Raw genomic sequence first — 13,746 nt, 5'->3', positions numbered from 1 at the left:
TAGCACTCTTAAACATAGAGTGCTAACCTAAATATAAATTTTATATAATCATTTCTTTTTGTCAATAGAGAAAAATCGATACATTAATTAATTTTGTTTTAATCTTTAGGATATGTTATTGTTATAGTTTTTGTTGCTCCATCCCAATCCACTTTACAACCTAAATTTTCTGCAACAAATCTTACAGGAAGCATTGTTCTTCCTTTAATAATCATAGGTACTACTTTTGGATTATTTGGATCAATTGGAGTTTCCTTACCATTAACTTTTGCTAGTGCTTTTCCAATCCATAGATCTATAGTAATATCTTTAAATTCAATTGTTACTCTTTTTTCAACATCATCCCAGAAAATTTTTGCACCAAGTGGCTCAACTACATATCTTATTGGAAGAAGAGTTCTTCCTTCAATTATCTGTGGTGGGACATCAATAATTTGTGGTTGATTGTTTACATATATAACTTTATTTCCAATTTGTAAAATTATGACTACTTTTTGAACTGTTTCTTCTCTCTTCAATATCTTTACATAAACTTCAATGGTCGCCTTACCCCATTGTGTGTTAATTTCAATTTTTCCAACATATAATTTGTCTTCAATGAGGTTATCTGTTTTAAGTGTAACTGTTACTCTAACTTCATTTCCAGAAAATGTTTTTGTACTTAAAATAATAAAATCATCCAATGTTGAAATTGTTCCACTCAGTGTTCCACCACCTTTATTTGAAATTACAAATATTTTTGATGGTGAATCACCCTTTTTAACCTCTCCAAAATTTAATGTGTTTGTATCAACAAAAAGAATTGGATTGGGTTCAACCACATTTATATAAATTTCTATTGTTTCTTTCCCTCCATTTGATTCAACATAAATAAGACCTTTATATCTTTGACCAACAATTAAATTTTCGGCATTAAGAGTTACATTAACCTTTATATCATTTCCCTCAAAATTTATTGTTTCAAATTGAATCCAATTAACATCAGTTGAAAGTGTACCAAATAGTTTTCCTCCACCTAAATTTTTAATTTGAATCTGAATAACTTTTTTATCTCCTTTATTTATATTTCCATAATCAATTAGTTTAGGAGTAACACTTAACTTTGGTGGTAAACTTTTTGTCTTTAGTATAACAGAAACCTCAGCATCTCCTCCATTTGACTTAATAATGATTTTGCCTTTATATTCTGTTTCCATAGAAAATCCTGTTGTATCTACTGTTACATTAACTATAACCTCATTTGCAGAAAATTCTGTTGGAAAAACTTTAATCCAATAGAAATTCTCAGCAGAAATTTTACCAGTTAAGGTTCCTCCTCCTTTATTTTTTATTATAAAACTTAAAGTTTTTTTTGAGTTTACATCAACTTCTCCAAAATCAAGAGTTAATGGTTCAACTGTCAAAAATGGTGGAGGTTGAGAAATAAAATATCTTAATGAATTATCAAGCATGGGTGTATATAATTTATTATTTTGAATACAAAAATCATTATAAAAACCTTTTTCATATTTTGTAAACCATAGAGTTGTTCCATTCTCAATTGATAACATATATAAAGTTGATGAGTTGTCTCCAATAAAAATATATCTATCTGTAACAACAGGTGAAGTATCAAACTTGCCTCCCAAACTTTTCTCCCATCTTGCTTTTCCAGTTTTTAAATCAACACAGGCTACCCTTCCATTATTTCCAACAACTATTGCAAGATCACCAGAAATTGCTGGTGTAGTGGTTGTATCTTGATTTAAAGAGTAGTACCAATCTTGATTTCGAGTTAATCTATTTATTGCTAAAAGTTGTCCTTGAAAGTTCAAAATATAAACATAATTACCTTTTATAACTGGTGTTGCTTTAACATTTGGACCAACTGTTCTTTTCCATAATAATTCACCAGTTAATGGATGAACTGCATATAAATATCCGTCTTGAGAAATAAAGAATATAGATGTATCATCTCCAGCAATTGAAGAATTAATTTTTCCATTTGTTGTGAAAGGTGAATTCCATACTTCTTTTCCATTAAATTTATTTAATGCATAAACAAGCCCTGTCTCTACTCCAAAATAGACTATATTTCCTAAAACTAAAGGAGATGTATAAATTTTTGAATAAGTATTATATCTCCAAAGATATTTTTGAGGATTAGTTATATCAAGACAGAAAAAATATCCATCAACAGTTCCAAAATAAATTTTTCCATCATCATACGCAGGTGCACCAATTATTGCTCCATCTGTTTCATATGTCCATAGAGGCTTTAGTGTCTCTTCATCAAAACAGTATAAATTTTTATCTCCTGAACCAACAAAAATTTTACCATCCGCATATATTGGAGATGTAAAAGTAGCATTTCCAATATAATAAGCCCCTTCCATTAAAGGTGGAGAGAAATTCGATTCACCATAGCCCCATCTTAAATTATTACCTCTATATGTATTCCATTCAGTCTCTCCTTTAGCCCATAATTTAAAGGATAGAAAAATTATAAAAATTAAAATGATTGTTAAAATTTTTTTCATAATTTACCTCCATAATTTTTTTTAATTATATATTAAATTTAGGATTAAATCTATCTTGACAAAAAGACAAAATAATATAATATAACTATAGAGTGGGCGGTTAGTTCAGAGGTAGAACGCTTCGTTGACACCGAAGAGGTCGGTGGTTCGAGTCCACCATCGCCCACCATTTTTTATTTTTTTAAAGGTGAAACCTATGAAAATAGATATTTTTGTTGAAAACTTGAATGAAAATTTTCAAATTGAAGAAGGTGAAAATCTTTTTCATTTGCTAAACGTTTTACTATTAAATAGTAATTCACAATTTGTTGGTGCATTGGTTAATGATAATGAAATTGTTGACTTTTATTATATTCCAAAAAAGGGTGATAAGATAAAATTTCTGAAACTCCAAGAGCCTGAGGCACTTGATATTTTAAATCACTCAACATCTCACATTCTTGCATATGCTGTTAAATCTCTATTTAAAAATGCACTTCTTGGAATTGGACCTTCGATAAAAAATGGTTTTTATTATGATTTTTTAGTTGATAACCCATTCACTCCTGAAGATTTAGAAAGAATAGAAAACAGAATGAAAGAAATTTTAAAAATCACTCTTCCATTTGAAAGAGAGCAAATTGATAAAGAAACTGCAAGAAATTTGTTTAAGGATGAGAAATTTAAACTTGAACTTATAGATGAAATTGAAGATGATTTTGTATCAATTTATAAAGTTGGTGAATTTATTGATCTATGCAAAGGACCACACCTTCCAAATACAAGTTTTATAAAGCACTTCAAACTTTTATCATCTTCATCAAGTTATTGGAAAGGTGACGAAAAAAGGGAAGTTTTACAAAGAATTTATGGAACATCATTTTTTGATGAGGAGTCTTTAACAAATTATCTAGAAAGATTAAAAGAAATTGAGAAAAGAGATCATAGAAGATTAGGAAAAGAGTTAGATCTTTTTAGCATTCATCCAGACGAAGCTGGGCCAGGTTTAATATTTTTCCATCCAAAGGGAGCAATGATAAGAAAAATAATTGAAGATTTTGAAAGAGAGGAACATTTAAAAAGAGGTTATCAATTTGTTTATACCCCACATATTTATAGAGAAAAACTTTGGGAAATATCTGGTCATATGTCATATTATAAAGAAAATATGTTCACAGGAATAAATATTGAAGATGTCCAATATCTTGTAAAGCCAATGAATTGCCCAGGACACATTTTGATTTATAAATCAAAAACAAGAAGTTATAAAGAGTTACCTTTAAGATTTTTTGAACTAGGAACTGTATATAGATATGAAAGATCTGGAGTTCTTCATGGACTTTTAAGAGTAAGAGGATTTACTCAAGATGATGCTCATATATTTTGCACTGAAGAGCAACTAGAAGATGAAATAATTGGTGTTTTAGATTTTGCTCTTTATATGATGAATACATTTGGATTTAGAAATTTTGAAATATTTTTGTCAACCAGACCAGAAAAATATGTGGGAACACTAGAACTTTGGGATAAAGCAACAGAAGCACTTAAAAAAGCGCTTGAAGATAAGGGTGTAGATTATAAAATTGATCCAGGTGAGGGTGTATTTTATGGTCCAAAAATTGACATAAAACTTAAAGATTCATTAGATAGATTATGGCAAGGCCCAACAATTCAAGTCGATTTCAATCTACCTCAGAGGTTTAACTTAAAATATATGGGTAAAGATGGTAGAGAATATACACCTGTAATGATACATAGAGTTGTTCTTGGTTCAATTGAAAGATTCTTTGGTGCACTTATTGAAAATTATGCAGGAAACTTCCCTCTTTGGCTATCACCTGTTCAAATAAAACTTATAACTGTTACTCAAGATGTTGAAGATTATGGAAAATTATTATATAATAAACTTCTTGAAAATGGATTTAGAGTTGAGACTGATTTTTCTGATGAAAACCTTCAAGAAAAGATCAAAAGAGGAGAAACAGAGAAGGTGCCTTATATATTTGTTATAGGAAAAAAAGAAAAAGAAAAAGAAATGATCTCTGTTAGAAAGAAAGGCGAAGGAAATTTAGGTATGTTTGATTTAGATACAATTTTAGAAAAACTTAAAAAGGAGGTATTAGAGAAAAAGTGAGAGAAAAAAAGAGGGGGGTGATTTACCATTAAAGAGTTTTCTCTTAGAGTTAATAGGGCGATTAAGGCAAAAGAGGTGAGACTTATAGATAGTGATGGTAAACAGTTAGGCATTTATCCAATTCAAGAAGCATTACAAATAGCAGAAGATAAAGGACTTGATCTTGTTGAAATCAATCCAGATGCTAATCCTCCAGTTTGTAAAATTCTGGATTATGGAAAATTTAAGTATGAGATGACTAAAAAGAAAAAAGAAGCCAAAAAGAAACAGGTTACTTTTGATGTTAAAAATCTTGAGTTAAGACCATTTATAGGAAAGGGTGATCTAGAGTATAAAATTAAAAATGCAAAAGATTGGCTTATTGATGGTGATAAGGTTAAGGTTAGTGTAATTTTTAGGGGAAGGGAACTCTCATATAAGGATAAAGGGTTTGAAATTATTAATGAAGTTATAAAAGAGTTATCACCTGTTGGAATGGTTGAAAAGGAGCCATTCTTTCAGGGTAAAAAAATAGAGTGTCTAATAGGTCCAATCAAAAAAGGAGGTTTAAAAGATGCCCAAGATAAAGTTACCGAAAACAGCAAAGAAGAGGTTTAAAATAACTGCAACTGGAAAAATATTAAGAAATAGAACTGGACATTCACACCACCTTGAAAAGAAAAGTTCAAGAAAAAAGGTGAAACAGTTGAGGTATAAAGAAGTTTCTAAAGAAGATAGAAATCTTGTAAAAAAACTACTTGGTTTAGGAGGTTAATATGAGTAGGGTTAAAGGTGGTCCATATACAAGAAGAAGGAGAAAAAAGATTCTTAAACTTGCTAAAGGTTTTAGAGGTGCAGCATCTGTAAGATATAGAGTTGCAAGAGAGGCAGTAGAACATGCACTACACTATTCTTATGTAGGAAGAAGATTAAAGAAAAGAGATATGAGGAGATTATGGATAACAAGAATTTCAGCTGCACTTAAAGAATTTGGTGTCTCATATTCAAGATTTATATATGGGCTTAAAAAGGCTGCAATAAATTTAAATAGAAAGATGCTATCTGAACTTGCCATTCATGACAAGGAGAGTTTTGCTTTTCTTGTCGAAAAGGCAAAGGAGAATTTAGGTTAAAAGGAGGTTTTTATGGAGGATAGGGAAGAAAGGTTTTTAAACAATGAAGAGTTTGAAGAGAGTATGAGTGAAGAAAATGAAAAAGAAAAAGAGGAGGAGGTGGAAGAAGAGGAAGAATCATTAGGAGAAGAAGAAATTAGAAATATTTTATCTGAAATGGAAAAAGAGGAGGAAGAGGAGGAAGAAGAAAATTCAAATGAAGAACTTGAAGAAATAAAGAAAATAACAGAAGATTATCTACCAAGAAAATTTAAGAAAGGAGAAATAATTAAAGCAATTGTTGTAAAAGTTGAAGATGATGGTGCTCTTGTTAGTGTTGGAAGAAAATTTGAAACATATATTCCACTTAAAGAGTTAACAAAAGAAAAGGGAGTTTCTGCAAAGGATATAGTAAAAGAGGGAGAAGAAATTGATGTTTACGTTGTAAGAAGCGAAGGACCAACAGGAGATCTTGTTCTTTCAAAAAGAAGAGCAGATTATGAGAAAGTATGGAGAGAACTTAAAGAAGCATATGAAAATAAAAGAGAGATAGAGGGAACTGTTACAAGAGTAGTTAAAGGTGGTCTTTTAATTGATTTGGGTCTTCCTGCATTTTTACCAAGAACACAAATTGAATTAGACATAGTAAAAAAGAAAGATTTATCAAATTATTTAAACAAAAAACTAAAGGTTAAAATAATTGAATTTGATAGAGAGATAAGAAAAATTATTGTATCAAGAAGAGTTATTTTAGAGGAAGAGAAAGAGAGAGAAAGAAAAGAATATTTTTACCAACTTAAAGAAAAAGAAGGAGAAATTGTTGTTGGAACAGTTGTAGGAATTGTAGAATTTGGTGTTTTTGTTGATCTTGGCAAAGGTGTTGAAGGATTAATTCATCTATCAGAATTAACATGGGGACCAAGAAAACCTGCAAGAGAAGTGGTAAGGAAAAAACAAAAAATTAGAGTAAAAATTTTAAAAGTTGATCCAGAAGAAGAAAAAATCTCTCTTTCTTTAAGACAAACAAAGCCACACCCATGGGATAATATTGAAGAAAGATATCCTGTTGGAACAATTGTTAAAGGAAAGGTGATTAGATTTTTACCTTTTGGAGCAGTAATTGAACTTGAAGAAGGAGTAACTGGTCTTATTCATGTTTCTCAAATCTCATTAAAGAAAATCAAAAAACCAGAAGAGGCGCTTCAAATTGGCCAAGAAGTTGAAGCAAAAGTTGTTGAACTTAAACCAGAAGATAGAAAAATGAGACTCTCAATTAAAGCGCTTTTTGAAGAAGAAATTAGAAGGAAGGTAGTACAAGAAAAAAAGATCGAATCAGAATACATTGTTGACGAAGAAGAGGTAGAAAAACTCAAATTCCTTAAAGGTTAATAAATTATTTAAAATTAATATTGTTTTAAATCTCAAATTCTTATTTTAAATATTTATTTTTTTATTTTTATATATTAATGTTTGATAGAGAAAAGGAAAAAGAGTTAATTGAAAGGGCAAAATTTGATAAAAGTGCTTTCGGTATTTTATTTGAAGAGTATTTTTATGATGTTTTGAATTATATATACAGAAGAATTGGCTCAAAAGAAGATGCAAAAGATTTAACACAAGAAGTTTTTACAAGAGCACTTTTGTCATTAGATAAATATAGAGATATTGGAAAACCATATTTATTTTTTTTACTTAAAATCTCTACGAATGTTGTTAATGATTTTATTAAAAGAAAGGGGAAATTGCTTTTAAAAGAAGATGTTGATAGTGAGGAAAAAATTGACTTTTTAAATTCAATTTCTTATGAAAAAAAGTTTTTTCTTTTGCAAAAATCTATTTTAAAATTACCAATTAAATATCAAACTGTTATATCGTTGAGATTTTTAGAAAATAAAAAAATTTCAGAAATTAGTGAAATTTTAAATATGAATGAGAATAGTGTAAAAACTTTAATTAGAAGGGGTCTTATGAAGTTAAGAGATATTATAAAAGAAGATGAAACTTTTTTAAAAGATATAAGTTTATAAATATGATGGAAAGATTTGAAGAATTCTTAAAGAATGTAAAGAAAATTGAAATCAAGGACGAAGAGTTTAAAGAAGAACTCAAAAAGCGCCTTTTTGAACTTTATGATAAAAGGAAAGAGAGAGCAAGAAAATTATTTTATAAAAAAGTTTTTTCTTTTGCTACAATAATTATTCTTATAATTTTACCAACAATTTTTATTTATAAGAATCTATCTTTAAGAAATAAAGCATTATTTAAACCACCCGAAACATTTAAAACAATGAATCAAATATATGATGAAGAAATAAATAAAATAATTTCAAATGATGAAATTGAAAAAGTAGAAATTGATAAAAATGGAACTTTAATAAAAAAGTTTAAAAGTGGAATTATTGTTTTTGAAAAGGATGGAAATTTTGAAAAATTAATTTATAATGAAAATTTTTTAAAAGAAAATAATATTGATTTAAATGAAATTGAACAAAAAGAAGAAACATTTAAAATTATAGACAGAAATTTAATTGATAAAATTTTAAATGTATTAAAGAAAGATCAAAGATTTGAATTTATAAATGAAAACAATCTCTCTTTAATAAAAATTATAAAAGATAATTTATTTTTTATAAAAGTTTTAGGAAATAGGGGTTTTTGGATTATAATCCTTGATTTAGAAGTGAATAAAATTCAATTTTTTGTTTATCCTTCTTAAGTTTCTCCATTTTGAAACTTTTTTGAAAAATTTCAGTTTAAATAAATAGGAGGTGTAAGTATGAAAAAAGTTTTAACACTTTTTTTGATTTCAGTTTTAATTTTAGGGATGTCCCTTTTTGGTGTAAGTTTTGGAAAAAATGAAGTAAATCAAATGTCAAATGTATCATCAGAAAATTTTTTAACAGTTACAGGTCAGGGTGTAGTCTATGTTAAGCCAGATGTTGCTTATATTAGCGTAGGAGTTGAAATAGAAAGAAAAACCGCAAAAGAAGCAGCAGAGGAGAATGCAAAAATTATGGATCAAATTGTTAAAGCACTTTTAAAATTAGGTGTTAAAGAAGATGAGTTAGAAACTGTTGAATATTCAATCTCTCCAGTTTATTTTTATCCTCAAAATGAGCCACCAGTTGTCACAGGTTATAAAGTTAGAAATGTGTTAAATATAAAAATCACAAAGAAAACTCAAGATGGAAAACTTGATACAAAGTTTATTGGGGAAGTTCTTGATGCAACTACAACAAATGGCGCTAATGTAGTTTATGGAATTACATTTGATATTTTAGACAAAAATGAATTGAAACTAAAAGCAATTGAGTTTGCAATGGAAGATGCAAAGAAAAAAGCAGAAACAGCCCTAAACACAATTGGTGAGAAAATTAAAGGAGTTCAAGAAATCAATATTTCAGATATTTCATTTCCAGTAATAAGATATGATTTAAAAACAATGCCAGCACCTGAAATAACTACTCCAATTTACGAAGGATTACAATCAATTCAAGTTACTGTAAATGTTAAATTTATTTTTTAATTTATTTAAAAATAATGTGGGAGGCCTTATAAATTGGCCTCCTTTAATTTTTTTAAAGCATTTTTAAATAATTTTTTGTCATTTTTAAAAGTTAAAATTTTTAATCCTTCATCAAAATAAAACCAACCAAAACCAATAAAACTAGTTTCAATATTTACATTTAAAGTATCAACTTTAAATAAATAATAGTGAACTTCTTTATTATATATTTCATTTTCCTTTACAAATTTATATTTTGTTGTTCCAATAAAAAATAGAGGTTCATCAACTTTGATTCCTGTTTCTTCAAAAATTTCTCTTTTTGCAGTTTCAATTAAATTTTCATTCTCTTTTACTTTTCCCTTCGGAAAAACCCATGTTTTATCTCTTTTTAAGATTAAAACTTTATCTTGATTAATTATTACTCCACCAGATGATATAAGGTTTTTCATATTTTAATTTTATATAATTTTTTATAAAAATTTATAAAAATTATAATATAATGAAATAAATACTAATATGTCGGAAAATTTTGGATTTGATTAATACTAAATTAATTAAATTCTAAAATTTTCTGAGAAAGGAGAGAAAAAATTGAAAAAATTAACTCTTTTACTAACTTTAATTACTATTTTATTAAGTTTAAACTTGCATTCTGTTCTTGGGATAACAAATCTAAATAAACCCGAAAATCCAGTAGCCTATTCATCAGGTACTTCTATATTACTTGAATGGAAATACACTTTACCATATCCATATGGAGACTACTATTTTGAAATTGAAGAATATAATGGTATCACATGGAATAAAGTTGCTGAAGTTATGTACCCTAATCTCAAAAAAACTTTTACAGGACAATCTGTTGGAAAACATATTTATAGAATTAGAACAAGATGGAAATGGTTATTTACAATACTTTATAGTAGTTATACTTCAAATCTTGAAACATATGTTTTAGTAACACCAACAGGGTTAAAAGTTGAACATGTTTCTGGAAAGTATGATTTAAAACTTTCATGGAATCCAGTTGATAGTAATGCTAATAAAATTGAAATTTGGAGAAACACAATTCCTGGCCCTGACTGGCCATTAAAAATTGCGACAATAGATAAAACTTTAACAACTTATACAGATACAACTGTTTTACCAAATACAGAATATAAATACTCTTTAACATTAAGAAGATATGATGAAACTGGGATACATGATGATTTTAGCGGTTGGTCATCAGAAATTGCTCTTAAAACATTTCCAAAAGGTGTAAACACTTTTTCAGGTAGCGCACAGGGGAATACAGTTTACCTTGTATGGACATATACAAATTATCCAACAGGTACAACAATATTGGGTTTTAAAATATATGAAGTTATTAAATTAACTCCTCCTCCACCACTTCCACCAATATATACTTATAATCTAAAATTTACGCTTTCAAACTCAACTTTTAACAAAAATTTTATTGAAACAAATTATGGTTCTCATATATATCAAGTGAGAACTTATAATAGTGCAGGAGATAGTTTTGAAAATATAAATTTAACGGTTTATGTTTTAAAAACTCCAACAAATCTTACAGCAACTCCACTTTCACCAAACTCAATTAGATTAAATTGGGATCCAGTTGATTCAAATGCAACTTCAATATCAATTTCAAAAAGCACAGATGGCATTACCTTCTTTGGATTAACATCAATCTCTTCTTCAAATACAAGTTATATAGATACAACATGTAATCCAAACACTACTTATTGGTATAAGATAAAAGCTAAAAGAGATTTAAATGAATCTACCTTTTCAAATACAGTTTCTGCCAAAACTTTACAACTTGGTTCTCCTCCAGCATCACCAACAAATTTGCAAGGTACTGCTGTTAACTGTAATCAAATAGATATGTCTTGGCTTGATAATGCATCAGATGAAACAAATTATATAGTGGAAAGGAAAATTGAAGGAGGAATCTATTCAATAATAGCGACATTACCAGCCAATACTATAATTTATTCAGATACTTCTGTTTCAGAAAATACAAAATATTATTATAGAGTAAAGGCAAAAAATAGTTATGGTGACTCTGGATATTCTAATGAAATAAATATTACAACTCCACCATGTGGAACACCACCAAATGCACCATCAAATTTAACTTTAAATGTTATTTCATCAACTCAGATAAATTTAAGTTGGAATGATAATTCAGATAATGAGACAGGTTTTAAAATTCAAAGAAAAATTGAAGGTGGTTCATATTTAGAAATTGCCACATTAGGAGCAAATATTACTTCTTATAATGATACTTCTCTTTCTCCAAATACAAAATATTATTATAAAGTAATTGCATATAACTCTTTTGGTCAATCTTCTTCAAATGAAGCAAGTGCAACAACTTTACCTCTTGGAAATCCACCAAATTCACCATCTAATTTAAATGCAAATATTTTATCATGTAACCAAGTTCAATTAAATTGGACAGATAATTCAGATAATGAAGATGGATTTAAAATAGAAAGAAAAGAAGGAAGTGGAGCATATATTGTATTAGTTACTGTTGGTTCTGATACAACCACATATCTTGATGAAACAGTATCAGAAAATAAAATATATACATATAAGGTTATAGCCTTTAATGATTATGGAGAAAATAGTTCAAATGAAAAAATAGTTACAACTCCTTCATGTGGAACAATTCCAAACGCTCCAGATGATTTAACTCTTACTGTTTTATCTCCAACTCAAATAAAAGTTACATGGGTAGATAATTCAGATAATGAGGATGGGTTTAAAATAGAAAGAAAAGAGTTAGCAGGGTCTTATAGTGAAATAAAAACACTTCCAGCAAACACAACAGAATTTATAGATATTGTTAATCCAAATACAACTTATTATTATAGAGTAAGAGCATTTAATACTTATGGATACTCTCCTTTTTCAAATGAAGCAAATGCAACAACTCCACAAATTGGAGTTTCTCCAAATCCTCCTTCAAATTTAATTGCTTCTGCATCTTCATGCAGTGAAGTTTCTCTTATATGGCAAGATAATTCAGATAATGAGGATGGGTTTAAAGTGGAAAGAAAAATTGAAGGTGGTAGTTATTCATTTCTCGCAACCCTTCCTTCAAATAAAACAACATATACTGATACAACTGTTTTAGGAAATACTAAATATTATTATATAATTTATGCATTCAATTCATATGGCGTTTCTACATCTTCTAATGAATTTATGGTAATAACTCCACCATGTGGAACAAAACCAAATGCACCAACGAACCTTTTGGGTGAGGCGGTGTCAAAATCTGAAATTTCGCTTACATGGAAAGATAACTCAGATAACGAGGATGGATTTATATTAGAAAGAAAAGAAGAAGGTGGAATCTATATTACTATTTCTACTTTACCAAAAGATTCTAATAAATATGTAGATAAAAACCTCGTTCCAGATAAAACATATTATTATAGAATTAAAGCATTTAACTCTTTTGGTGAATCAAATTATTCAAATGAAATCAGAATTAAAACAATGAAAGATATAGAAGTGATAATTTTAAGATTTTATATTGGTAGAACTTTTTATTATCAAAATAATGAGACGAAAAATATGGATGTTGCTCCAATGATAGTTGAAGGAAGAACTCTACTTCCAATTAGATATGTTGCTGAAGCATTAGGAGCAAAAGTTGGCTGGGAAGCAAAAGAACAAAAAGTCACAATTAATTTTAAAGGAATAACTATTGAACTCTGGATAGGAAAAAATCTTGCAACAGTTAATGGTGAATATAAGTTGATTGATCCAACAAATCCAAATGTAAAACCTATAACAATTCCACCTGGTAGAACTATGTTACCAATAAGATTCATTGCAGAAAATCTTGGGTGTAAAGTTGATTGGGATCCAAATCTTAAAGTAGTAAAGATTACTTATCCTGGGGAATAAAATTTATTAAAGGGAGGATACTTTCCTCCCTTTTAAAATGAAAAAAGAGACAAAATAAAGGAGGCTTATAAAATGAAAAAGTTAATTAATTTTTGTTTAATTTTAATAATCTTCCTTTATAGTTTCAATATTTTATTATCTAATAATGAAATCGATAAATTTGAGAAAAAATGGGAAACTATATATAAAGTTTATGGTGAAAAAGTGTATTCGATTGCAATTGACAATAAAGATAGTAAAAAACTTTATATAGGCACTAGTAAAGATTTGTATAAATCTATTGATGGAGGAGAAAGTTGGGTTAAAAAGAGTAATGGATTACCTGAAAATAATATTAACTCAATAATTGTAGACCAAAATAATTCTAACATATTATATGTAGCAGCAGGTCCTGGAGTTTATAAATCTATTGATGGTGGAGAAAATTGGGTTAAAAAGAGTAATGGATTACCTGAAAATAAAAGTATTTTTGCATTAGAAATTAATCCCAATAATTCGAAAATTTTGTATGCTGGATTACGATCAAATTGTGGAGTTTATAAATCTATTGATGGTGGAGAAAATTGGGTTAAAAAGAGTAATGGA

At 28.3% G+C, this 13,746-nt stretch carries 12 protein-coding genes and 1 tRNA gene; 11 read left to right on the top strand and 2 right to left on the bottom strand.

The genetic code is table 11. The features are described 5' to 3' along the window. Window positions 1-98: 98 nt before the first annotated feature. Window positions 99-2,519 (bottom strand): PQQ-binding-like beta-propeller repeat protein, encoded by a 2,421-nt coding sequence (locus QMD25_03620; GenBank protein ID MDI6861089.1) that lies wholly within the window; start codon window positions 2,517-2,519, stop codon window positions 99-101. Between the two features lie 94 nt (window positions 2,520-2,613). Here QMD25_03620 and QMD25_03615 point away from each other — a divergent pair. The 9 genes from QMD25_03615 (at window position 2,614) to QMD25_03575 (ending at window position 9,249) form a co-directional block, all read left to right on the top strand. Then, a tRNA-Val gene (locus tag QMD25_03615) sits at window positions 2,614-2,688 on the top strand. 27 nt (window positions 2,689-2,715) lie between these two features. Further along, window positions 2,716-4,632: a threonine--tRNA ligase gene (gene thrS / locus QMD25_03610; protein MDI6861088.1), complete on the top strand. Its 1,917-nt coding sequence runs from the start codon at window positions 2,716-2,718 to the stop codon at window positions 4,630-4,632. Between the two features lie 27 nt (window positions 4,633-4,659). Next, a complete protein-coding gene (infC, locus tag QMD25_03605) occupies window positions 4,660-5,229 on the top strand; it encodes a translation initiation factor IF-3 (protein MDI6861087.1) in 570 nt (189 codons plus the stop codon). Beyond that, window positions 5,186-5,386 (top strand): 50S ribosomal protein L35, encoded by a 201-nt coding sequence (rpmI, locus tag QMD25_03600; protein MDI6861086.1) that lies wholly within the window; start codon window positions 5,186-5,188, stop codon window positions 5,384-5,386. The genes infC and rpmI overlap by 44 nt, the downstream gene beginning before the upstream one ends. Before the next feature lies 1 nt (window position 5,387). Next, the gene (rplT, locus tag QMD25_03595; GenBank protein ID MDI6861085.1) at window positions 5,388-5,744 is read left to right on the top strand and encodes a 50S ribosomal protein L20; all 357 of its coding nucleotides are present in this window, start codon (window positions 5,388-5,390) and stop codon (window positions 5,742-5,744) included. Between the two features lie 12 nt (window positions 5,745-5,756). Beyond that, complete coding sequence (locus QMD25_03590; GenBank protein MDI6861084.1) at window positions 5,757-7,112, top strand: S1 RNA-binding domain-containing protein; 1,356 nt, start codon at window positions 5,757-5,759, stop codon at window positions 7,110-7,112. 77 nt (window positions 7,113-7,189) lie between these two features. After that, window positions 7,190-7,750 (top strand): RNA polymerase sigma factor, encoded by a 561-nt coding sequence (locus QMD25_03585; protein ID MDI6861083.1) that lies wholly within the window; start codon window positions 7,190-7,192, stop codon window positions 7,748-7,750. A gap of 5 nt (window positions 7,751-7,755) precedes the next feature. Continuing rightward, window positions 7,756-8,439 (top strand): hypothetical protein, encoded by a 684-nt coding sequence (locus QMD25_03580; GenBank protein MDI6861082.1) that lies wholly within the window; start codon window positions 7,756-7,758, stop codon window positions 8,437-8,439. 60 nt (window positions 8,440-8,499) lie between these two features. Further along, window positions 8,500-9,249 (top strand): SIMPL domain-containing protein, encoded by a 750-nt coding sequence (locus QMD25_03575; GenBank protein ID MDI6861081.1) that lies wholly within the window; start codon window positions 8,500-8,502, stop codon window positions 9,247-9,249. A 26-nt stretch (window positions 9,250-9,275) separates the two neighbouring features. On the opposite strand, the gene QMD25_03570 is transcribed toward QMD25_03575, so the two are convergent. Then, window positions 9,276-9,680: an NUDIX domain-containing protein gene (locus QMD25_03570; protein MDI6861080.1), complete on the bottom strand. Its 405-nt coding sequence runs from the start codon at window positions 9,678-9,680 to the stop codon at window positions 9,276-9,278. A gap of 142 nt (window positions 9,681-9,822) precedes the next feature. Between QMD25_03570 and QMD25_03565 the strand changes: the two genes are divergently transcribed. Beyond that, a complete protein-coding gene (locus QMD25_03565) occupies window positions 9,823-13,161 on the top strand; it encodes a stalk domain-containing protein (GenBank protein ID MDI6861079.1) in 3,339 nt (1,112 codons plus the stop codon). A 72-nt stretch (window positions 13,162-13,233) separates the two neighbouring features. Continuing rightward, window positions 13,234-13,746 (top strand): YCF48-related protein (locus tag QMD25_03560; protein MDI6861078.1); only part of this gene is annotated, 513 nt, incomplete at its 3' end.

The sequence above is a fragment of the Caldisericia bacterium genome (assembly GCA_030018355.1).
GTDB lineage: Bacteria > Caldisericota > Caldisericia > B22-G15 > B22-G15 > JAAYUH01.
Note: the sequence above shows the minus strand (reverse complement) of the source record. Positions and strands in the feature narration are given on the sequence as shown.